Source organism: Nocardioides sp. Z21_20, assembly GCF_059766585.1.
Window position 1 is genome coordinate 32,757 of record NZ_JCBAJX010000004.1, and the last position, 20,591, is coordinate 53,347.

The window sequence follows — 20,591 nt, forward strand, 5'->3', positions numbered from 1 at the left end:
CCCTCGGGAACAGTTCGGGTCTGGACATCGAGGACGTCGCCCCGCGCCCGGCGACCAATGTAGCCGCAGAGCGTGAGGTGTCGAGAACCGAGCATGCGGCCGAGCGGCCACCGGCCTCAGGGAATGGCGGCGATCTTCTCGATCAGCGCGGTGGTGGAGATCGCCGGCGTGCGCGGCAGGTACACGACCTCGCAGATGTCCTTGAACTCGTCGAAGCGCCCGGCCCAGTCGTCGCCCATCACCAGCACGTCCGCGCCGTACTTGACGATGTAGTCGCGCTTGAGCTCCAGGCTCTCCTCCACGAAGACCTCGTCGACGGCCTTGAGCGCCGCGACGATGGCGAGGCGCTCGTCTTCGCCGAAGACCGGCTCGCGGCCCTTCTTGCGAACGTTGAGCGCGTCGGCCGACACGCCCACGACGAGACGGTCGCCGAGCTCGGCGGCGCGCTGGATCACCCGGAGGTGACCGACGTGGAACACGTCGAACGTGCCGAACGTCATGACGGTGCGTGACATGTCCGGAATTATGGCATCGGGGCGGTCGTCTTGACCGACGTGGGCAAGAATCGACGGTGATGACTACCTTCTCGCTGGTCGCCGACCCCTCTGCCGACGCGGAACGCCGCACCGCCCTGCGCCGGATGCGGATGGTGGCGCTCGCCCTGCTCCTCTTCGCCGCGGTCGTGTACGTCGCGACGCTGGACCGCGACGGATGGCTCGGGTTCGTCAACGCCGGGGCGGAGGCCTCGATGGTGGGCGCCATCGCCGACTGGTTCGCGGTCACCGCGCTCTTCCGGCACCCGCTGGGGCTGCCGATCCCGCACACCGCGCTCATCCCGAAGCGCAAGGACGAACTGGGCCGGGGTCTGCAGGAGTTCGTCGGGGAGAACTTCCTGCACGAGGAGATCATCCGTGAGCGGGTCGGCGCCGCCACCATCTCGCTGCGCGCCGCGCGCTGGGTGGGGGAGGAGGCCAACGCCCGCCGGGTGGTGGACGAGGTCTCCGAGCTCGCCGCCCTCGGGCTGGCGCGGGTGCGTGACGAGCACGTGATCTCCCTGGTGGAGGAGGCGGTCGTGCCCCGCTTCCGTACCGAGCCGATCGCGCCGCTGCTGGGCGGCCTGCTCGGCGAGGTGGTCCGCGACGACCTGCACCACGGGTTGGTCGACCTGGCCCTGGAGGAGCTGCACCGCTGGCTGGTGAGCAACGAGGAGACCTTCTCGCAGGTGCTCGGTGAGCGGGCGCCGTGGTGGTCCCCGCCGCGGCTCAACGAGGCGGTCACCGGCCGGGTGCACCTCGAGGTGATCCGCTGGGTCGCCGACATCCGCGAGGACCCGCACCACCACGCCCGTCAGGCGCTCGACTCGATGCTGGTGCAGCTGGCCAGCGACCTGCTCGAGGACCCGGACACCCAGGCGCGCGCCGAGCGGCTCAAGGAGCGGGTCCTGGACCACCCGCAGGTGATGGCGACCGTCGTCTCGGTGTGGCAGAGCTTCCGCACCGCGCTGCTGGAGGCCCTGCACGACCCGGAGGGGGCGGTGCGCGCGCGGATGCTGAGCGAGCTCACCGCGTTCGCCGCGCGGCTGAGCGAGGACGAGCGTCTGCGCCGACGCCTGGACGGGTTCGCGGCCGACGCGGCCGTCTTCGCGGTCTCGCGCTACGGCGCGGAGCTGACCACGGTGATCACCCACACCATCGAGCGGTGGGACGGCAAGGAGGCGGCCGAGCGGATCGAGCTGCACGTCGGTCGGGACCTGCAGTTCATCCGGATCAACGGCACCATCGTCGGCGGCCTGGTCGGTGTGCTGATCCACACGGTCGCGGTGCTGGCGGGCTGAGGCTTGGTGGGGCTGAGCCTGGCGGGCTGAGGCTGGTGGACTGAGCACCTGCCCGGGGGCGCACAATGGCCCCATGAGCGCACCGGTCGACGTACCCATCCGAGACGAGTCGATCCGGCTCGGGCAGTTCCTCAAGCTCGCGAACCTGATCGAGAACGGCGCCGACGCGAAGCCGCTGATGGCCGACGGGGCGGTCCAGGTCAACGGCGAGGTGGAGACCCGCCGCGGGCGTCAGCTCGTCCGCGGCGACGTGGTCACGCTGGGTGGGATGTCGGCGCGCGTCTCCGACGACGCCGCCCCCGACAACCTCCCCTGGTAGCGACCCGTCACTGCCTCGACCAGACACGCCGTGCCCGGCCGAGTCAGTGACGGGTCGACGGGTCAGGAGACGTCGAGCAGGTCGACGACGAAGATCAGCGTCTCGCCCGGCTTGATGATGCCGCCGGCGCCGCGCTCGCCGTACCCGAGGTGCGAGGGGATCACCAGCTGGCGACGGCCGCCGACCTTCATCCCCTCGACGCCCTGGTCCCAGCCGGAGATGACCTGGCCGGTACCGAGGCGGAACCGCAGCGGGGTGCCGCGGTTGTAGGAGGCGTCGAACTCCTCGCCGGTCGAGTGCGCGACCCCGACGTAGTGCACGGACACGGTCGACCCCGAGGTGGCGACCTCTCCGTCACCCTCGACGAGGTCGGTGATGACCAGGTCGGCGGGCGGCTCGAAGTCGGGGAACTCGATCTCAGGCTTGTCCATCGTCTCGCTTTCGTCTGGAGTGGGTCGTTGACCACCGTAGCGGGAGGCGCGCAGAGGGCAGCGGGGGCGTGTCCGCCGGTCCCGGCTCAGCTGCGGTGGACGTACTTGTCGAGCTGGTCGCGCTCGAACTCCAGCTCGCCGATGCGGCTCTTGACGATGTCGCCGATGCTGATGATCCCGGCGAGCGCGCCGCCCTGGATCACGGGCAGGTGGCGTACGCGGAGCTGGGTCATCGCCTGCATCAGCTCCGGCACCGAGTCCTCGGGGGAGCAGGTGCGCACCTCGGCGGTCATGATCGAGGAGACCGCCGCGTCCAGGACCCGCTCGTCGCGGCCCAGCTGCCGTACGACGTCGCGCTCGCTGACGATGCCCTCCACGTGCGAGCCGTCGCTGCTCACCACCAGGGCCCCCACGTTGTGCTCGGTCAGGAGGGCCACCAGCTCGCGCACTCGGGCGGTCGGGGCGATCGTGACGACCTCGGCGCTGCCCTTGCCCTGCAGCACGTCGTTAATGCGCATCCGCTACCTCGTGTCCTGTGCGTCGTGTGGCCGTGAGCCACCACGCTAGTGCTACCGTGCGCCGCTGACCAGGGTCCTGAGGGCGCCGGGGGATCAGGGCGCGGCCGGTCCGTTGACGTCGGTGCGCCGGGCGCGCTGGGCGCTCAGGTCGTGGACCGAGCCGACCCCGTGCGGGACCGAGTCCGGGTCGTCGGCGTCGTGGGGCAGGGAGCCCAGGAACGCCAGCGCCGCCTCGTGCAGGTGGCCGTTGGTGGCCAGCGCGTTGCCGCCCCAGGGGCCGTCGTTCCCGTCCAGCCCGGTGAACCGCCCGCCGGCCTCGCGCACGATCACGTCGAGGGCGGCCATGTCGTAGAGCTCGAGCTCGGGCTCGGCGGCGATGTCGACGGCTCCCTCGGCGAGCAGCATGTAGGACCAGAAGTCGCCGTAGGCCCGGGTCCGCCAGCAGCGCCGCGACAGCGAGAGGAAGTCGTCGAGCCGGCCGCGCTGGTCCCAGCCGGACAGGGAGCTGTAGGAGAACGAGGCGTCCTCGAGGCGCCGTACGTCCGAGACCTGGCACGCGGTCGCCTTGAGCAGCGAGCGTCCGGTCCAGGCGCCGCCGCCCTTGGCCGCCCACCAGCGGCGCTGCAGCTGGGGGGCCGACACCACGCCGGCGACCACCTCGCCCTCGACCTCGAGGGCGATCAGCGTGGCCCAGACCGGCACGCCGCGCACGAAGTTCTTGGTGCCGTCGATGGGGTCGATGATCCAGCGCCGCTGGCTGTGCCCGGTCTCGCCGGTCTCCTCCCCGAGCACCGCGTCGCGCGAGCGGGCCCGGGACAGGGTGCGCCGGATGCCCTCCTCGACGGCCTGGTCGGCGTCGGTCACCGGGCTGAGGTCCGGCTTGCTCATCACGTGCAGGTCCAGGGCGCGGAACCGGTTCACGGTGAGCGAGTCGGCGTCGTCGGCGAGGACGTGCGCGAGCCGCAGGTCGTCGGTGTAATCGGGTGCCCCGGTGTTGGCCATGGGCACAGGCTATTCCCAGGTACCTGGTTTAACGTTCACCCATGGAGTTCGACGGCCTTCCGGTTCATGTCCTCGCCGTGCACGGTGCGGTGGTGCTGGCGCCGCTGACCGCGCTGGTGGCGCTCGCGTACGCCGTGCTGCCGCGGTGGCGGTGGGCGCTGCGCTGGCCGATGCTGGCGGGCGCGGTGGTGGCCGCCGGCGCGACCGGGCTGTCCTACCTGAGCGGGGAGGATCTGTTGGAGCAGCGGCCGAACCTGCTCGAGGTCCCCGCGCTGGCCGAGGCCATCCGCCTGCACCAGGACCGCGCCGAGGTGCTGCTGTGGGTCGCGCTGGCCTTCGTCGTCATCGCGGCCTTCGCGGCCTGGGCGCTGGGCGGGCCCAGCGCGCTGGTCTCCGACGGCGGGGCCCGGGAGACGCGTGCGGGCTGGGGCGTGCTCGCGCTGATCGCACTGGTCGCCGGTGCGCTCGCGCTGATGGTGCTGACCTACCTGACCGGCGAGGCGGGCGCCCGGGCCGTCTGGGGCTGAGCCCCGTCTGCGACTGAGCGGGGCGCTCAGTCGCTGCCGGCGTCGGACACCGAGCCGTCGCGCGCGGCGAGCAGCCGACGGAACGAGCTGACCCGGTCGGGGTCGGCCTGGCCGGCGGCGAGTGCCTCGTCGAGGCCGCACTCGGGCTCCCCGAAGCCGTGGGTGCATCCGCGCGGGCACTCCTCGGTCATCTCGTCGAGATCGGGGAACGCCTCGATGAGCCGCTCGGGCTGCACGTGGGCCAGCCCGAAGGAGCGGATCCCGGGGGTGTCCACGATCCAGCCCTCGCCGCCGGGCAGCGCCAGCATGATCGCCGAGGTCGAGGTGTGCCGCCCGCGCCCGGTCACGGCGTTCACGTGCCCGACCTCCCGCCTGGCCTCGGGCACCAGCGCGTTGACCAGCGTGGACTTGCCGACGCCACTGTGACCGATCAGCACGCTGGTGCGCCCGCGCAGCTGCTCGCGGACCTCCTCGAGGTCGCCGCCGCGCTGGGTGACGACCCAGGGCACCCCCAGCGAGCGGTACGTCGCCAGCAGGGTCTCGGGGTCGGCCAGGTCGGACTTGGTCATGCACAGCAGCGGCTGCATGCCCGAGTCGTACGCCGCGACCAGGGCGCGGTCGATCAGCCGGGGGCGAGGCTCGGGGTCGGCCAGCGCCGCGACGATCACCAGCTGCGAGGCGTTGGAGACGATCACCCGCTCGACGGGGTCGTCGTCGTCGGCGGTACGGCGCAGGGTGGTGGTCCGCGGGTGCACCTCGACGATGCGGGCCAGCGACCCCTCCTCGCCGGAGGTGTCGCCGACCACCCGGACCCGGTCGCCCACCACGACCGCCTTGCGGCCCAGCTGGCGGGCGGTCATGCAGACGATGGGCGGGTCCTGCGGCGACGCCTCGAGGATGACGGCGTACCGGCCGCGGTCCACCCGGGTCACCAGCCCGTCCACGGCGTCGTCGTGGCTGGGCCGCTCCTTGGTCCGGGGGCGGGTGCGTCGCCGCGGCCGCTCGTAGTGCTCGTGGTCGTGCTCGGTGTAGCGGCTCCTCACGACTGGCTCACAGCAGGCCGGCCCAGAACCGGGCGAAGTCCGGGAAGGTCTTGGCGGTGGTGGCGACGTTCTCGACCAGGACGCCGTCGACGCCCGCGCCCACGATCACGCCCGCGTGCGCCATCCGGTGGTCGGCGTAGGTGTGGAAGACGCCGCCGTGCAGCGGCGCGGGGCGGATGCTCAGGCCGTCGGGATGCTCGGTGACGTCCGCGCCGAGCGCGCTGAGCTCGGTGGCCAGGGCGCTCAGCCGGTCGGTCTCGTGGGCCCGGATGTGGGCGATGCCGCGTAGCTGCGAGGGCGAGTCGGCCAGCGCGCAGAGCGCCGCGACGGCCGGGGTCAGCTCGCCGACGTCGTGCAGGTCGAGGTCGACGCCCTGCAGGCGGTCGGGGCCCTGGACCCGCAGGCCTTCCTCGACGTACGTCACGGTGCAGCCCATCGCGGTGAGGATGCCGCGCAGGGCGTCGCCGGCCTGGGTGGTGTGACGCGGCCAGTCGCGCACCACGACGCTGCCCCCGGAGACGGCAGCCAGCGCCAGGAAGGGCGCGGCGTTGGACAGGTCGGGCTCGATCAGGTGGTCGACCGCGCGGATCGGGCCGGGCGCCACCGTCCACCGGTCCGCGGTGGAGTCGTCGACCGCGACGCCGTGCTCGCGCAGCATCGCGACGGTCATCTCGATGTGCGGCAGCGAGGGGACCGGCTCGCCCTCGTGACGCACGTCCACGCCGTGCTCGTAGCGGGCGCCGGCCAGCAGCAGCGCGGAGATGAACTGCGACGACGCCGAGGCGTCGACGACCACGGTGCCGCCGGGGACGGCGCCGCGGCCCCGGACGGCGAACGGCAGCGCACCGCGCCCGGCGTCGTCGACGTCGATGCCGAGGCCGCGCAGGGCGCTGAGGACCTCGCCGACCGGGCGGTTGCGCATGTGCGGGTCGCCGTCGAAGGAGATGGTGCCCGACGAGAGCGCAGCGACCGGCGGCACGAAGCGCATCACGGTGCCGGCCAGCCCGCAGTCGATGGCCGCGTCGGTCGTGAACGGGCCGGGGGTCACGGTCCAGTCGTCGCCGCTGGTGTCCACCGGCGAGCCGAGAGCGGTCAGCGCCGCCGCCATCAGCGACGTGTCACGCGAGCGCAGGGCGCGGCGTACGACGCTGGGGCGGTCGGCGAGGGAGGCGAGCAGCAGCGCCCGGTTGGTCAGCGACTTGCTGCCGGGCAGCGTGAGCGTGACCTCCACCGGCTCCCGCACTCGTGGCGCTGGCCAGGGGTCGGCGGGGGCAGTGCCAGGCTCGATGGGCGCTCTCGTCACGCCGGAAGACTACCGAGCCCGCTCAGCCGACCTTGGCGGCGGCGAGCCGGGCCTCGCGGCGGGCGGCCCGACCCAGGTGCGTGGCCTCGCGCCGTACGTCGTGCGCGGCGTGCTGGGCACGCCAGGCGACCCCCGGCTTGCCGGCGGTGTCGGCGCTGGCCAGGAGCAGACCGCCGAGCGTGGAGAGGTTGGCCAGGAAGGCGTTGCGCTGGGTGCGGCGGGCCTGCGGGTCGGACTCCTCCCAGAAGGGGTGTCCGGCGACGGTGGTCGGGATGAGCGACGCGGCGAGCACCGCGGAGCTGAGCCGGGGGGCGCGGCCGGTGGCCAGGGTGAGGCCGGCGGCGAGCTGGACGCCGGCGTTGATCCGGACCAGCGTGGTGGGGTCCTCGGGGATCGGGACCTGGGGGACCAGCCGCTTGACCTTGGGCACCAAGCGGTCGGTGATCGGCTTGGCGGTGGCGGCCAGGGCGTCGGCGTTCTTGAGGGCCTGTGCGCCCCCGACGACGAACATGGACGCGAGCATCGGGCGGGCGAGCAGTCTGATGGCGGTCATGGGTGGCTCCATACCCGATCCCGGCGGTTCTAGTCCCTCCGCTCCTCCTGGACGCCGCCCGAGATGTCCGGCTCGGCGGCGGGCGGCGCCTCGGGGGGCGCCTCGGGAGGCACGGGGGCCTCAGTGGCGGCCGGCGAGGGCCCGGGGTCCGCCGGCGGGGCCGGGGCGTCGGTCGGTGCGGGTGGCTGGTCCGCGGTGCCCGGGGGAGAGCCGGGCTCCACCGGGGGCGACGGCGCGGGATCTGCGGCGGGTGTCTCGGTGGCAGAGGGCCCGGCCGGGTCCGGCGCCGCCGGGGTGCCGGCCGGGTCCCCGGGTGCGGTGGGGGAGGCGGGCGCAGAGGCGGAGGGGCCGGGCGAGGCCGGGTCGCGGGCGGAACCCTGGCGTCGAGGGTGTCGCCCGTCGTCGGCCAGGGGAGCGCGGTACGGAGCCGGGTCGGCCCACAGGTCGCTGCCGGCGGCCTGGGGTGCGGTGGGCCGGTGGGTCAGGACGACGGCGGGCGGGCGCCCGTTGCGCTCGGCGGTGCCGGGGTCGGGCAGCGTCACCACGGTGCCGCCGGTGACCACGGTGGTGGCGGCCACCCCCGCCACGGCGCTCGCCTGGGCATGGGTGAGCACGAAGTCCCTGGCCCGGTCCAGGAGCATCAGCAGCGTGCCGGGGAGCGCCACCGCCCCGGTGGGGGCGCCGAGGTAGCCGGCGGCGACGCCGCCGAGGACGACGGGCCCGAGCAGGGCCGCCAGACCGGAGTTGACCTCGGCGAGCTCCAGGTGCGCGCCCAGGCAGCGCGGACAGCCGCGCAGGTGCTCGGCGACACGCCTGGCGTCGCGGCGGGCGAGGCCCTGGCGGACGTAGCTGCCGAGGTGCGCCCGCGTCCACCGGCAGGTGTCCGCGTCGAGGCCGCTCGCGTGCATCGTCAGGTAGGCCTGGCGCAGCCCCTCGCGGGCTCGGTAGGCCAGCGCCGAGACCGAGTTCGGGCTCATCCCGAGCACGGTGGCCACCTCGGCCGGCTTCTGGCCCTCGACCTCGGTGTGCCACAGCACCACCTGCCAGCGCTCGGGCAGGGAGGCGAAGGCCCGTGCCGTCGCGCTGCTCTCGAACCCCTCGACGGCGGTGTCGCGGAACGGGACGCCGGGAGCGAGCGGCTCGAGGTCGTCGGTGGTCTGCAGCCGGGAGACCGCACGGGCCCGGTCGACGTGCAGGTGGCGCAGCGTGGTCAGCAAGTAGGCGCGGAAGGCCAGGTCGGGGCCACCGCCACGCTGCAGGACTCCGAGCACCCGGGCGAACGCGTCGGAGACCAGGTCGTCGACATCGCCCGGGCGGGCCAGCTGACGCGCCAGGCGCCGGGCGGCGTCGACGTGGCGCGCGAAGAGCGCGCCGTAGGCCTCGACGTCGCCGGTTCGGACCGCCGAGATCAGCTCTCCGTCGGAGGGGGCCTCCGGCTGGGCGAGGGTCTCGCTCACGTAGGGAACAACGAGCCGGTGGGCCCGAGGCGACGCCCGTGGGTAAAAAAAGTTGCCGGTCTCGCGTCATAGCGCGCCCGGCCCTGCGTCTCACTGAGGAAGGGCCGGCCGAGAGGCCGTCTCGAGGCCGGGGCCGGGGGAGCTGCCGGACCGGGTGCGCAGGGGGATGTCGCACCGGTCCGGGCAGCGGGGGGAGGCCCTTGGCCGCGGGATCCGAGGCGGTGGAGGCGGGGCGGCCCGCGGGCTAGCCTGAGCGCATGTGTGGTCGCTACGCCTCCAGTCGCCGGCCCGAGGATCTCGTCGAGGAGTTCGAGATCGAGCAGCCGGCCATCGCCGCGCCGCTGCCGGCCGACTACAACGTCGCCCCCACCAAGGAGGTGTACGCCGTGCTCGAGCGCCCGCCGCGCAGCGAGGAGCGTGAGCGCGCCGAACCCGAGCGCCAGCTGCGGGTGCTGCGATGGGGCCTGGTGCCCTCGTGGGCCAAGGACCCCGGCATCGGCAACAAGATGATCAACGCCCGGATGGAGACCGTGGCCGAGAAGCCGGCGTACCGCAAGGCGTTCGCGGCGCGGCGCTGCCTGCTCCCGGCAGACGGTTACTTCGAGTGGTACCCGACCTCGGCGCTGACGAAGGCGGGCAAGCCCCGCAAGCAGCCCTTCTTCATCCGCCCCCGCGACCACGGGGTGCTGGCGATGGCCGGGCTGTACGAGATCTGGCGCGACCCGACCCGTGCCGACGACGACCCCGAGCGCTTCCGCTGGACCTGCACGGTGATCACCACGCAGGCCGAGGACACGCTGGGCCACATCCACGACCGGATGCCGATGATGGTCGAGCGGGAGCGCTGGGGTGCCTGGCTGGACCCGCGGACCGCGGGACGCGACGACCTCCTCGCCCTGCTCGCGCCGGCCGCGCCGGGCAGCCTGGAGGCGTACCCGGTCTCGACGCTGGTCAGCAACGTGCGCAACAACGGCCCCGAGCTCCTCGAGCCGCTGCCGCTGGAGGAGGTGCCCGAGGAGGTCCGCGGCGACGTCCATCTCGGCGCGGCCGCCGGCCCGGACCTGCGATGATGCCCCCGTGCCCAGCGAGCTGACCGTCCGCACCCCGCACGGGGACGCGCGCCTGGAGACCCACCGGTCGCGTCACCCGGTGGCCACGCTGCTGCTCAGCCACGGAGCCGGCAACGGCATCGAGACCCCCGACCTGCAGTGCCTGGCTCGCCACCTGCCGGGGCAGGGCATCTCGGTGGTCCTGCTGGAACAGCCGTGGAAGGTGGCCGGGCGCAAGATCGCGACCGCGCCGCGCACCCTCGACGACGCGCTGCGTGCGGCCGCCGACCGGATCCGTCCCCGCACGCCGCTGGTCGTGGGCGGCCGCTCGGCAGGCGCCCGATCGGCGGCGCGCAGCGCCCGCGAGCTGGGCGCGTCGGGATGCCTGGCGCTGGCCTTCCCGCTGCATCCACCCGGCAGGCCGGAGAAGAGCCGGGTCGAGGAGCTCACCGGGGCCCGGGTGCCGGTGTTGGTGATCCAGGGCGAGCGGGACCCGATGGGTCGGCCCGAGGAGTTCCCCGAGGGCGTCGACCTCGCGGTCGTCCCCTCGGCCGATCACGGCTTCAAGGTCCCCAAGCGGGGGCCGCTCACCGAGCAGGACGTGCTCGCGATCATCGTGGAGGCCACCTTGGAATGGATCATCCGGGACGTGGTCGGGAATCCCTCGGCGCGCTGAGCTGTTCACCCCCCGTGACCTGCCTGCTCTCCGAACCCGAGGTGAACCCGTCCGCCCCGGCCGATCCCGCGCCCACGCGGCCGGCCGCGCAGCGGACTCCGGACGACGCCGGGCTACTCTGGAAGGCGATGACCGAATCCCTGAGTGGCACCGTCCCCGAGACCGCGCCTGAGACCGAGGAAGAGCGCTCACTTCGTTTCGAACGTGACGCGCTCCAGTACCTGGACCAGCTGTACTCCGCGGCCATGCGCATGACGCGCAACCCGCAGGACGCCGAGGACCTGGTGCAGGAGACGTTCGCGAAGGCGTACTCCTCGTTCCACCAGTTCCGCGAGGGCACGAACCTCAAGGCCTGGCTCTACCGGATCCTGACCAACACCTTCATCAACACCTACCGCAAGAAGCAGCGCCAGCCGCAGCAGTCGATGTCCGAGGACGTCGAGGACTGGCAGCTGGCTCGCGCGGAGTCGCACACCTCCGCGGGGCTGAAGTCCGCGGAGACCGAGGCGCTCGAGCGGCTGCCCGACAGCGAGGTGAAGGAGGCGCTGCAGCGGCTCCCGGAGGAGTTCCGGCTCGCGGTCTACCTGGCAGACGTAGAGGGCTTCCCCTACAAGGAGATCGCCGAGATCATGGACACGCCCATCGGGACGGTGATGTCGCGTCTGCACCGCGGACGTCGCCAGCTGCGCGACATGCTGTCGGACTACGTGCGCCGCAACGACCTGCTCCCCGCGGGCACCGTGGAGGCGAAGTCATGAGCGACAAGACCGATGAGGGTTGCGCCGAGTACCTCGAGCAGATCATCTACCTGATCGACAACGAGCTCGACGAGGCCGACTGCTCCGTCGTACGCCGCCACCTCGACGAGTGTGGTCCGTGCCTGGAGAAGTACGACCTCGAGCGCACGGTGAAGTCGGTGGTGGCGCGGTCGTGCTCGGAGGCTGCTCCGGCATCGCTGCGTGAGCGGGTGATGGTCCAGATCCGCGAGGTCCACGTCCGCATCAGCGAGCCGTGAACGGCGCGCAGATGAGACCGATTAGCCCGTAGCGCTGTCGTTTGACAAGATATCCCTCGGCCTCACGGCCGACGACCCCGATCCAGGAGGACACCATGGGCAAGACCGGCCGCAAGCGCCGCGCTCGTAAGAAGAAGGGCGCGAACCACGGCAAGCGCCCCAACGCCTGAGCGCAATCAGCATCGCGAGCCCCCAGCCTCTCGGCCGGGGGCTCGAGTGCATTTCGGGGCGGCTAGGAGCCGGCTGCCGGTGAGGTGATCCTCCGGCGGCCCAGGGAGGTCTGGAACCGGACGAGGTACCCGTCGGGGTCTTCGACGAGGAACTGCTCGACGCCCGCCTCCTGATCGCCTACGCGGTACCACTTCGTCTCCGGCGCCATGAAGAGCGGGTAGCCCGCCTCGTGCAACGAGGAGAGCACCGATGCCAGGTCGGTCAGGGTGACCTGGAAGTTGACCCCGCGTCCGAAGGGCCGCTCCAGCGGCCCGGTGATCCAGTCCCGGCCGAGTCCGCGCTGCTCGAGCATGAGGTGCGCGGACCCACGCGAGATGTAGGCGAACCCCTCGTCTGCGCGCTGGTAGTCGATCTCGAAGCCGCAGAGACCGCACCAGAACGCGATGCTGCTCGAGGTGTCCGTGACGAGGAGCTCGGGGACGAGGGCAGGCTCAGCCGGTGGCCCGGGTGTGGGGGCGGCTGCACGTGCGGTGGGAGGGTCGGTAGCGGGAGTCACGCTGCCATGTTGACAGTCCCCCTGGGGTGCGCAGCCGGTGCGTCAGCCGCTGCCTGGACGCTGGGGCCGGCATGCGGGAGAGCGCGCGTACTTCGACATCTGGCAGGCGCCGTCCACCAGCTCCCTGCCCGCGAGCGGCGCCGCCAGCTCGACCCGGATGGCGTGGGAGACGGCCACGTCGCTGCACGACATCGCACGGCCCGTCTCTCGGACCGTGATGGTGACTCGCTCCGGGTCCTCGTCCACGTCCACGTACGCACCGGCCCTGCACTCGCTGCCGGTGTAGGTCAGCTGCACGATCGCCCCGTCCACCCGCGCGGGCTTGTGCCAAGGCGTCGGCTCGGATGGGCCGAAGAAGTACCACGCAGCGACGCCGACCACCGCGATCACCGAGGCAGTCGCGAGGACGAGCCGCACTGTCACGGCTCCACGCTGCGTCGGCGTCGACATCGAACCTCCTCCGACCGGGGTCCTCACTATGACGCGTCGGAGTCATCAGCGGTTTCGGCGCGGGTAGCGACCGGCGTTCCCACCCCGCTCACACGGCTCGCTGCTCCCACACTCGGGTCCAGACCACGCTAGGGGTCGGGCGCCGCGCGCGTGGGGGACGACGAGAGGCCTGCGGGTCGTGGGCGGCGTCGGTCGTGGGAGACGTCGAGGGTGCCGGTGTGGTCGCGGAGGTACTGGTAGCCCTGGGGGCTGGTCCAGAGGTAGCTGCCCGTGTCGAGGGCGGTGTAGCTCCAGGGGCTGTGGGTCTTGTGGCGGTGATGTCGTCGGCAGAGCGGGGCGAGGTTGCATGAGCAGGTGGTGCCGCCGGTGGCGTGGTCTTGGATGTGGTCGCAGTCGGCGCGATGGCCGTCGGGGGTGAGTCTTCGGGCGGGGCGGGTGCACCAGGGGAAGACGCAGGTGTGCTCGATGAGTGCGAGGCGTTCGACGAGGCGGTCGGGGGTCTCGTAGGCGTTGACGTGGACGTGGTCCTCCAGGTCGATGACCGGCTTCACGATCACCTGGGCATCGGGGGTGGAACACCAGTCGCGGACCTGGTCGAGCGAGACGAAGGAGGCGGTGTTCTCCACGCGCGCCAGGTGTACGGCGCTGGGGGCGTCGGTGTCGGTGCTGCAGTCGGGGTGGGCGCCAGCGTCGTCGAGGCCCCGGGCGCGTAGCGCGTCGTGGGAGAGGTGGACGTAGAGCACGACCTGACGTGGTCGTCGGGCCTTGGCGGTGTCGCCCTGCGCGGCAGTGTGCGGTTGATCGGGAGCACTTGATGCGTTGGATCCACCGCACTGACCTGCGGCTGCCTCGCCGGCGTCCAGGTCGAGGGCGAGCTGGCGTCGGGCGAGGTCTCCGGCGGCCTTCGCGCGCCGCACGTCCAGCGGGTCCACCGATCCGAGCGCTTGCTGCTGCGCCGCCCCAGCGGCGACCGCAGCGTCGAGGTCGAGGGCGTCGGCGAGGTCGAGCTCGCCGCGCACGGTCATGGTGCCGTCGTAGGAGACCTGGTCGGTGTCGATGTCGAAGCACCGCCCGTCCGCCGCGGCCCGGCGCCGAGCCTCAGCCTCCTCTGGCTGGAACCGGACCCGCGCCTCCTCGACCAACCGGTCCAAGGCCGCGAGGCCGATTTTGTGCGCGACCGCGGCGACGTGGGTGTCCACGAACCCCGCACCCGCCGGCACCAGGCTCATCGTCGCCTCCGCGATCCGCCGGGCCTTCCACGACACCAGATCCCCAGCCAGCACCCGCTTCCAGACCTTCGGCAACCGGTGGCGCAGTTCGAGTGCCTGGCCGACGTACCGGCGTCCGGCGTCGGTGGACATTCCGATCGCGAGGGCGAACTCGGTGACCGCGAACTCCGCGACCAGCGGCGCTCCTGGCCCGGCGACGGGGATGCCGTGGTCGCCGTACGGCCCGTGGATGACCGCGGCCGCCTCCAGGGACTCCACCGAGTGCATCGCCGCCCAGTCCACCGCCAGCTGCAGCTGCTCGGCCTCCGCGCGGTCCGCGGTCGTGCGTCGTACGCGCGCGGCGTCCAGCACCGCACGAGCGGTGTCAGGAGCTGCGGTCCGGGTCATGGATCCACTCAAGCAGGCGCCACCGACAGTCCTGCCCCCAGAGACCGCCACGACACGCGGACTGTGGAGAACTCGCTATGGGTCGTCGCTCCGTAGCCGAAAGCCCAGTTCCGAGCTCGATGCCCGAGGGCGGCCGAGCGACGCAAGACGAGAGGCGCAGGCGTCACAGCCACACGAGGATCACCACGAGCGCCCACGCGATGGAGAGGGCGAGCTCGACCGGCACGGCCACGGCTGCCGCGACGAGAAGTCCATTGCCCGCCCGTGGCGCGGCCAGCCGCAGAACCACACCCAGGGCGGCGCTCACGACCGCGAACACGCCCCCGGCGCCCAGCACCAGTGGACTGAACAGGTACGAGTCGAGCAGCACCATGACCGCGACGGTTGCCAGGGTGTTGGCGAGCAGGCAGACGATGAGTGCCCGGACGGAGAGCCATCCACGTGGCCGCGCCGGCGCACCGTCGCTGGCGTCAAGAAGGGGGGAGCTGGCCATGTGTCTCCTTCGCCAAACGTGGTCATGCGGGCCGGGTGCATGCGGAGTCAGGACCCCCACTCGCGAAGTCACGCCGACTCGGCACCCTCAGCGCGCGAACTCACGCCGACTCGGCACGCTCAGCGCGCGAACTCAAGCCGACTCGGCACCCTCAGCGCGCGAAGTTACGCCGACTCGGCGGGGGGTGGGGTTTGGCGGGTGAGGAAGCGGTCGGCGTCTACTACTACGCGGGTGATCTCGCCGGTGGCTACCAGCTTGCCGTCGCTGTGACGGGCGGAGACGGTGAAGCGCATCAGGCGGCCGTCTGCGTAGGAGCGGGAGGCGCTCACCTCGACGGTGCGCCCGACCAGGCTGGCGCCGCGGTGCTCGAGCTCGACGCGGGTGCCGACGCTGGTCTGGCCGGCCTCCAGGCGGGGGTCGATCGCCGCGCAGGTGGCGGCCTCGCACCAGGCCAGCAGCCGCGGGGTGGCCAGCACCGGCAGGCTGCCCGAGCCGAGGGCGGCGGCGGTGTCGTCGTCGCCGACCGTGAAGGTCAGCACGGCGCTCACGTCGTCGGTGTCCATGGTTCCTCCTCGGGTCGTAGGGCGAGCTTGAAGCCGAGCAGGGCGAGCCCCTCCTCGGGGTACCAATCGCGCTCGGGGTCCCGGACGAAGCCCATCCGCTCATAGAGCCGGTGGGCCGTCGTCTGTCCGGGCAGGCTGCACAGCACGACCGCGCCGTTGCCGGCGCCGCGGGCCTCCTCGATGCAGTGCTCGACCAGCGCGGAGCCGACTCCCCGGCCGCGAGCCGCGGCAGCCACGGCCAGCATCCGGAACTCGCCCTCCCCGTCCCGCGAGACCTCGCGCCACGGCGAGCCCTCGGGGCAGATCGTCACGGTGCCGAGCAGCTGGTCGTCGGGGCCGTCCACGGCCACCCAGACCTCCGCCTGGGCGGCCCGGCCGGCGGTGTCACGCAGCCGCTCGACGTAGCCGTGGTCGTGGTCGACGTGCCCGTCCCCGACGTAGGCGTCCACCACGAGCTCCCCGATCGCGTCGTACTCGGCGACGCTCGCGAGCCTGACCCGCATCAGATGCCGAAGGTGCTGCGGGGGTAGGCCGCGTCCACGTCGGTGACGATGTTGACCAGGTAGGGGACCCCGGAGGCGAAGGCCCGGTCCAGCGCCGGACCGATCTGGCGCGGGTCGGTGACCTTCTCGCCGCCGCCGCCGAGCGCCTTGACCACCCCGTCGTACGACGTCGCCGGCGAGAGGTCGGCGACGACGTCGTAGCCGTAGAGCATCTGCATCGGGCCCTTCTCCAGGCCCCACGCGGAGTTGTTGCCCATCACCATCACCACCGGCAGGTTGTGGCGCACCAGCGTGTCCACGTCCATCAGCGAGAAGCCCGCGGCGCCGTCGCCCAGCAGCAGCACGACCTGTGCCGAGGGCCGGGCCAGCCGGGCCGCGATGGCGGCGCCGAGGCCGGCCCCGAGGCATCCGTACGGGCCCGGGTCGAGCCAGCCGCCGGGGCGCTTCGGCTCGACGTACTTGCCGGCGAAGCTGACGAAGTCGCCACCGTCGCCGATCACCACCGCGTCGTCGGCGAGCCGGGGGACCAGCTCGCCGTAGATCCGGGCCGGGTGGATCGGGTCGGCCTCGGCGGACAGCAGCGCGCGGTCCCGCTCCGCGGCTGCCGCGACGGTGTCCTGGAGCCGGCTGACCCACGGTCCCCACGCGGGGCGGCTGGGCAGGCGCTCCACGGCCGCGTGCAGGCCGTCGAGGACGAGCGTGAGGTCGCCGGCCACGGAGCCGGCGAGCTCGGCGTGCCCGGAGAGCTGGGCGGGGGAGTCGGCGACGTGGACGACCCTGGCCGGCGGCGCGTCCTCCTTGCCGCCGAAGGCGCCGTAGGAGAGCCGGAAGTCCAGCGGCGTCCCGACGACGACCACCAGGTCGCTGGTGCCGAGCGCCTGGCTGCGCGCCTTGGTCACCAGCAGCGGGTGCCCGCCGGGGACGATGCCGCGGCCCATGCCGTTGGTGATGACCGGGACGCCCAGGCCCTCCACCAGGCGCAGCGCTGCCTCCTCGGCACCGTCGGCCCAGACGTCGGTGCCGAGCACGAGGACGGGACGCGAGGCCGCGCCGAGCAGGCCGGCGATCGCGGTGAGGGCGTCCGGGTCCGGCTCGAGGCGCTCGACGCGCCGACCGGTCGGCGCGGCGCCCGAGGCGGAGTTGAAGAACTCGTCCATCGGCACGTCGACGAAGACCGGCCCGCGGTGCGACGACCCGGCGGCGGTGAACGCCTCGTCCATCCCGCCGAGGATGTCGTCCGCGGTGTGCAGGGTGCGGGCCAGCTTGGAGACCGACGCCACGATCGGGGGCTGGTCGAGCTCCTGCAGGCTGCCGGTGCCCCACCGGTTCGCCGGCGCCCGGCCGCCGACGACGACCATCGGGGACCCGGCGAACTGGGCCTGGGCGATGGCGCTGACCCCGTTGGTCACGCCGGGGCCGGCGGTGAGGACCGCCAGGCCGGGGACCCGGGTGAGCTTGCCGGTCGCCTCGGCGGCGAACGCGGCCGTCTGCTCGTGGCGGACGTCGAGCAGCCGCATCGGCGGGTCGGCCTTCACCGCCCCGTCGTACATCGGGAACACGTGGGCCCCCGAGAGCGTGAACATGGTCTCGACCCCGTGGGCCCGGGCCACCGCGACGGCCAGCTCGCCGGAGTGACCGGACAGGGAGCCGTCCTTCGGGGCGTCGGAGGCGGTGGGCGCTGCGTCGTCAGTAGCCGTCATGGCTGCAGGTTACTCACGAGAAGCGGGTGCGCGGGGCCTCCAGATGATGTGCGTTGCTGATTCGCAGCGCATCGACCAGCACCAGGAGCAGGTCCGAGCGCACGGCGGGCGGGCGGGGCGCCAGCGCCAGCTGCAGGTGCAGGGCGCGCAGGAAGGCCTCGGCGTTCCCGGTGGACAGGTACGGGTCTCGGTCCTCGTGCGGCGGGTTGCTCGCCGTCGCCGCGATCCGGGCCACCCAGGGCTCGAGGATCCGCAGCGGGACCACGTCGCGGCGCAGCAGCCGCAGCGTGGCGCGGGCCATCCGGTCCGGCTCGCCGGCCTGCAGCAGCCTCGGGGTGGGCTGGACCACCCGGTCGGCGAGGACGTCGAGCACCACGGTGAGCTCGGGCACTCCCAGGTGCGGGGACGCCGCCAGGCTGCCCAGCGCGTCGGCGCCGTGCGCCAGCGCGCGCGCCCAGCCGTGACCGGGCACGTAGCCGCGGGTGTCGCGCTCGCGCAGGAACCAGGTGGCGATCCGGTCGCCCCACTCGAGCACCTTGCCGCCCGGCACCAGCGCCAGCGCGGTGTCGCGCTCGATGCAGTCGGCCAGCACCAGCGCGGAGTAGCTGCGCCGGAACACGGTGTCGCTCTCGCGCTCGCCGACGCCCACGCCGAGCCCCGCGGCCATGCCGTCGCCCAGCCCGGTGAGGAGGTCGTCGTAGACCCCGCGCTCGAGCCACGTCGACAAGGTGGGGTACGCGGTCCCGTCCCGCTCCGCGGCGTCGGCGGAGCCGAGCATCGTGGTCAGCTCGGCGGTGAGCTCGGCGAGGGGGCGATCGGACGGGACGGCCAGCCCCCGGGAGAGGACCTGCTTCCAGTACGACGCGGACATGGCACCTATCCTGCCAGCCGGTGCCGGCGCGCGCCGAACCGGTCACTAGGCTGACGGCCGTGCCGTCGATGACCGAGCTCGTGCGGGCCCACACCGACCTCGCCGAGGACGACGTGGCCTGGCTGCAGCTGCTCATGGCCGACTGGCAGATCGTCGCCGACCTGTCTTTCGCCGACCTCGTGCTGTGGCTGCCCGACCGCGCCGGCGGCGGATTCTGGGCGGCCGGTCACATGCGGCCCACGACGGGCCCCACGGCGTACGTCGACGACGTCGTCGGCACCTTCGTGCCCGTCGGGCGCCGCCCGCTGCTCGACGAGGCGTGGATCACCGGCCGCCTGGTCCGCGAGGGCGACCCCGAGTGGCGCGACGACGTGCCGGTGCGGGTCGAGTCGATCCCGGTGCGGCGCGAGGGCCGGGTGATCGCCCTGGTGGCCCGCAACACGAACCTGCTCGGGGTGCGCACCCCCAGCCGCCTGGAGCTGTCCTACCTGCAGACCGCCGCCGACCTCACCCAGATGATCGCGCGCGGCCTCTTCCCGGCCCCCGGGCAGCGCAGCGACCACGCCGACAGCCCCCGGGTCGGCGACGGCTTCCTGCGCGTCGACGCCGCCGGCCGGGTCGTCTACGCCAGCCCCAACGCGCTCTCGGTCTACCGCCGCCTCGGCCTGTCGGGCGACCTCGCCGGGTTGGTCCTGGCCGACCTCACCCGCGAGCTGGTGGCGCCGCGTCACCGTCCCGACGAGGAGACGCTCAGCGCGGTGCTGGGCGGGCGGACCCATCGCGACACCGAGCTCGGCTCGGCCACCCCCGGCGCGCCCGGCTCGGGGGAGGTCTCGCTGATCGTCCGCTCGATCCCACTGCGCCCCGAGGGCGAGCACATCGGCGCGCTCATCCTGGTGCGCGACGTCACCGACCTGCGCCGACGCGACCGGGAGCTGATCACCAAGGACGCGACCATCCGCGAGATTCACCACCGGGTGAAGAACAACCTGCAGACCGTCGCGGCGCTGCTGCGGCTGCAGGCCCGCCGGATCGAGGCCCCGGAGGCGAAGTCCGCTCTGGAGGAGGCCGTGCGGCGGGTGGGCTCGATCGCGATCGTGCACGAGACGCTCAGCCAGGCGGCCGCGGAGGAGGTCGACTTCGACGACATCGCCGACCGGCTGGGACGGATGGTCACCGAGGTCAGCGCCGCGGGCGACCAGGTGCGGGTGCGTCGTGAGGGGACGTTCGCGTCACTGCCCTCGGAGCAGGCCACCGCACTGGCGATGGTGTTGACGGAGGTGCTGCAGAACGCCGTCGAGCACGGCTACCGGGCCGCCGACGACGAGGCCGCGAGCGGGGAGATCCTGCTCGCCACGCGCCGGACGGCGGGCCGGCTGCACGTCACGGTGGACGACGACGGGGCCGGTCTGCCCGAGGGCTTCGACCTCGACGGGTCGACCAACCTCGGACTGTCGATCGTGCGGACCCTCGTGGAGTCGGAGCTCGGGGGACGGCTCCGGATCGGTCCCCACGACAGCGCCGAGGGCGCTGCCGGGGGACGGCGGGGGACCAGGGTCGCGATCGATCTCCCGCTCGGATGAGCGACGACGGCTCGTGGGCCTCGGGCCCGGATCAGGCGGTGCGGACCCGAGCGCGGGCGTTGCGGCGCTTGAGAGCCCGCCGCTCGTCTTCGCTGAGACCACCCCAGACGCCGTGGTCCTGACCAGCCTCGAGCGCCCAGGCGAGGCACTGCTCGCGCACCTCGCAACGTCGGCACACCTGCTTGGCCTCCTCGATCTGGAGAATGGCCGGACCGGTGTTGCCGATCGGGAAGAACAGCTCCGGGTCCTCGTCGAGGCAGGCAGAGCGATGGCGCCAATCCATGGCTGGGGGTTCCTTCTTTCTTTCAGCGTCTGCGGCAGGGGACTGCGGGGCCCTGCGTGAAGGGCACGGCAAGAC

26 protein-coding genes are annotated in these 20,591 nt (G+C 73.0%); 9 read left to right on the forward strand and 17 right to left on the reverse strand.

The features are described 5' to 3' along the window. Nucleotides 1-116 precede the first annotated feature (116 nt). Nucleotides 117-515 (reverse strand): FAD synthase family protein, encoded by a 399-nt coding sequence (locus tag AC6EH9_RS08825; RefSeq protein WP_498422334.1) that lies wholly within the window; start codon nt 513-515, stop codon nt 117-119. A 59-nt stretch (nt 516-574) separates the two neighbouring features. Between AC6EH9_RS08825 and AC6EH9_RS08830 the strand changes: the two genes are divergently transcribed. Further along, the gene (locus tag AC6EH9_RS08830; RefSeq protein WP_498422336.1) at nt 575-1,834 is read left to right on the forward strand and encodes a DUF445 domain-containing protein; all 1,260 of its coding nucleotides are present in this window, start codon (nt 575-577) and stop codon (nt 1,832-1,834) included. Nucleotides 1,835-1,907: 73 nt separating this feature from the next. Further along, nucleotides 1,908-2,153 carry an RNA-binding S4 domain-containing protein gene (locus AC6EH9_RS08835; protein ID WP_498422338.1) on the forward strand — a complete coding sequence of 82 codons (246 nt, stop codon included), beginning with the start codon at nt 1,908-1,910 and terminating at the stop codon, nt 2,151-2,153. 62 nt (nt 2,154-2,215) lie between these two features. Here the strand turns inward: AC6EH9_RS08835 and AC6EH9_RS08840 are convergent, their stop codons facing one another. From AC6EH9_RS08840 to hisN, 3 genes are all read right to left on the reverse strand, one after another. Further along, the gene (locus AC6EH9_RS08840; RefSeq protein ID WP_498422340.1) at nt 2,216-2,584 is read right to left on the reverse strand and encodes an FKBP-type peptidyl-prolyl cis-trans isomerase; all 369 of its coding nucleotides are present in this window, start codon (nt 2,582-2,584) and stop codon (nt 2,216-2,218) included. Nucleotides 2,585-2,670: 86 nt separating this feature from the next. Further along, nucleotides 2,671-3,102 (reverse strand): CBS domain-containing protein, encoded by a 432-nt coding sequence (locus AC6EH9_RS08845; RefSeq protein WP_498422341.1) that lies wholly within the window; start codon nt 3,100-3,102, stop codon nt 2,671-2,673. A 93-nt stretch (nt 3,103-3,195) separates the two neighbouring features. Further along, nucleotides 3,196-4,104 carry a histidinol-phosphatase gene (gene hisN / locus AC6EH9_RS08850; protein WP_498422343.1) on the reverse strand — a complete coding sequence of 303 codons (909 nt, stop codon included), beginning with the start codon at nt 4,102-4,104 and terminating at the stop codon, nt 3,196-3,198. Between the two features lie 41 nt (nt 4,105-4,145). Here hisN and AC6EH9_RS08855 point away from each other — a divergent pair, with 41 nt between their 5' ends. Beyond that, a complete protein-coding gene (locus AC6EH9_RS08855; protein WP_498422345.1) occupies nt 4,146-4,631 on the forward strand; it encodes a DUF2231 domain-containing protein in 486 nt (161 codons plus the stop codon). Nucleotides 4,632-4,657: 26 nt separating this feature from the next. Here AC6EH9_RS08855 and rsgA read toward each other — a convergent pair whose 3' ends face one another. The 4 genes from rsgA to AC6EH9_RS08875 form a co-directional block, all read right to left on the reverse strand. Beyond that, entirely contained in the window at nt 4,658-5,674 is a 1,017-nt protein-coding gene (gene rsgA / locus AC6EH9_RS08860; protein WP_498422346.1) for a ribosome small subunit-dependent GTPase A, read from the reverse strand. 7 nt (nt 5,675-5,681) lie between these two features. Then, nucleotides 5,682-6,905: a 3-phosphoshikimate 1-carboxyvinyltransferase gene (gene aroA, locus AC6EH9_RS08865; protein WP_498422347.1), complete on the reverse strand. Its 1,224-nt coding sequence runs from the start codon at nt 6,903-6,905 to the stop codon at nt 5,682-5,684. A 94-nt stretch (nt 6,906-6,999) separates the two neighbouring features. After that, nucleotides 7,000-7,530 carry a DoxX family protein gene (locus AC6EH9_RS08870; protein ID WP_498422348.1) on the reverse strand — a complete coding sequence of 177 codons (531 nt, stop codon included), beginning with the start codon at nt 7,528-7,530 and terminating at the stop codon, nt 7,000-7,002. Between the two features lie 29 nt (nt 7,531-7,559). After that, nucleotides 7,560-8,987 carry a sigma-70 family RNA polymerase sigma factor gene (locus tag AC6EH9_RS08875; RefSeq protein WP_498422349.1) on the reverse strand — a complete coding sequence of 476 codons (1,428 nt, stop codon included), beginning with the start codon at nt 8,985-8,987 and terminating at the stop codon, nt 7,560-7,562. 257 nt (nt 8,988-9,244) lie between these two features. Between AC6EH9_RS08875 and AC6EH9_RS08880 the strand changes: the two genes are divergently transcribed. From AC6EH9_RS08880 to AC6EH9_RS08900, 5 genes are all read left to right on the forward strand, one after another. Next, a complete protein-coding gene (locus AC6EH9_RS08880; protein ID WP_498422350.1) occupies nt 9,245-10,057 on the forward strand; it encodes an SOS response-associated peptidase in 813 nt (270 codons plus the stop codon). 7 nt (nt 10,058-10,064) lie between these two features. Further along, nucleotides 10,065-10,712: an alpha/beta hydrolase family protein gene (locus tag AC6EH9_RS08885; RefSeq protein WP_498422351.1), complete on the forward strand. Its 648-nt coding sequence runs from the start codon at nt 10,065-10,067 to the stop codon at nt 10,710-10,712. Nucleotides 10,713-10,840: 128 nt separating this feature from the next. Beyond that, on the forward strand, nt 10,841-11,470 hold the full coding sequence (locus AC6EH9_RS08890; RefSeq protein WP_498422352.1) for a sigma-70 family RNA polymerase sigma factor: 630 nt from the start codon (nt 10,841-10,843) through the stop codon (nt 11,468-11,470). Further along, nucleotides 11,467-11,727: a mycothiol system anti-sigma-R factor gene (gene rsrA / locus AC6EH9_RS08895; RefSeq protein WP_498422354.1), complete on the forward strand. Its 261-nt coding sequence runs from the start codon at nt 11,467-11,469 to the stop codon at nt 11,725-11,727. Before AC6EH9_RS08890 ends, rsrA begins: the two co-directional genes overlap by 4 nt. A gap of 95 nt (nt 11,728-11,822) precedes the next feature. Then, nucleotides 11,823-11,897 carry a 50S ribosomal protein bL37 gene (locus AC6EH9_RS08900; protein ID WP_369759046.1) on the forward strand — a complete coding sequence of 25 codons (75 nt, stop codon included), beginning with the start codon at nt 11,823-11,825 and terminating at the stop codon, nt 11,895-11,897. Between the two features lie 62 nt (nt 11,898-11,959). On the opposite strand, the gene AC6EH9_RS08905 is transcribed toward AC6EH9_RS08900, so the two are convergent. The 8 genes from AC6EH9_RS08905 to AC6EH9_RS08940 all read right to left on the reverse strand — a co-directional run bounded on the left by AC6EH9_RS08905 (nt 11,960) and on the right by AC6EH9_RS08940 (nt 18,650). Next, a complete protein-coding gene (locus AC6EH9_RS08905) occupies nt 11,960-12,454 on the reverse strand; it encodes a bleomycin resistance protein (protein WP_498422356.1) in 495 nt (164 codons plus the stop codon). Nucleotides 12,455-12,496: 42 nt separating this feature from the next. Next, on the reverse strand, nt 12,497-12,877 hold the full coding sequence (locus AC6EH9_RS08910) for a hypothetical protein (RefSeq protein WP_498422358.1): 381 nt from the start codon (nt 12,875-12,877) through the stop codon (nt 12,497-12,499). Nucleotides 12,878-13,032: 155 nt separating this feature from the next. Continuing rightward, on the reverse strand, nt 13,033-14,520 hold the full coding sequence (locus AC6EH9_RS08915) for an HNH endonuclease (protein ID WP_498422359.1): 1,488 nt from the start codon (nt 14,518-14,520) through the stop codon (nt 13,033-13,035). 163 nt (nt 14,521-14,683) lie between these two features. Then, nucleotides 14,684-15,013, reverse strand: a complete 330-nt coding sequence (locus tag AC6EH9_RS08920; protein ID WP_498422360.1) for a hypothetical protein — start codon at nt 15,011-15,013, stop codon at nt 14,684-14,686. A gap of 164 nt (nt 15,014-15,177) precedes the next feature. Further along, nucleotides 15,178-15,576, reverse strand: a complete 399-nt coding sequence (locus tag AC6EH9_RS08925; protein ID WP_498422361.1) for a thioesterase family protein — start codon at nt 15,574-15,576, stop codon at nt 15,178-15,180. After that, nucleotides 15,558-16,079: a GNAT family N-acetyltransferase gene (locus tag AC6EH9_RS08930; protein ID WP_498422363.1), complete on the reverse strand. Its 522-nt coding sequence runs from the start codon at nt 16,077-16,079 to the stop codon at nt 15,558-15,560. The genes AC6EH9_RS08925 and AC6EH9_RS08930 overlap by 19 nt, the downstream gene beginning before the upstream one ends. Next, nucleotides 16,079-17,779 (reverse strand): acetolactate synthase, encoded by a 1,701-nt coding sequence (locus tag AC6EH9_RS08935; RefSeq protein ID WP_498422365.1) that lies wholly within the window; start codon nt 17,777-17,779, stop codon nt 16,079-16,081. Before AC6EH9_RS08935 ends, AC6EH9_RS08930 begins: the two co-directional genes overlap by 1 nt. Nucleotides 17,780-17,792: 13 nt before the next feature. Beyond that, a complete protein-coding gene (locus tag AC6EH9_RS08940; RefSeq protein ID WP_498422366.1) occupies nt 17,793-18,650 on the reverse strand; it encodes a DUF2785 domain-containing protein in 858 nt (285 codons plus the stop codon). 68 nt (nt 18,651-18,718) lie between these two features. Here AC6EH9_RS08940 and AC6EH9_RS08945 point away from each other — a divergent pair, with 68 nt between their 5' ends. Beyond that, entirely contained in the window at nt 18,719-20,233 is a 1,515-nt protein-coding gene (locus AC6EH9_RS08945; RefSeq protein ID WP_498422702.1) for a histidine kinase N-terminal domain-containing protein, read from the forward strand. Nucleotides 20,234-20,264: 31 nt separating this feature from the next. Here the strand turns inward: AC6EH9_RS08945 and AC6EH9_RS08950 are convergent, their stop codons facing one another. Next, nucleotides 20,265-20,516 (reverse strand): WhiB family transcriptional regulator, encoded by a 252-nt coding sequence (locus AC6EH9_RS08950; RefSeq protein WP_011755173.1) that lies wholly within the window; start codon nt 20,514-20,516, stop codon nt 20,265-20,267. Nucleotides 20,517-20,591 lie beyond the last annotated feature (75 nt).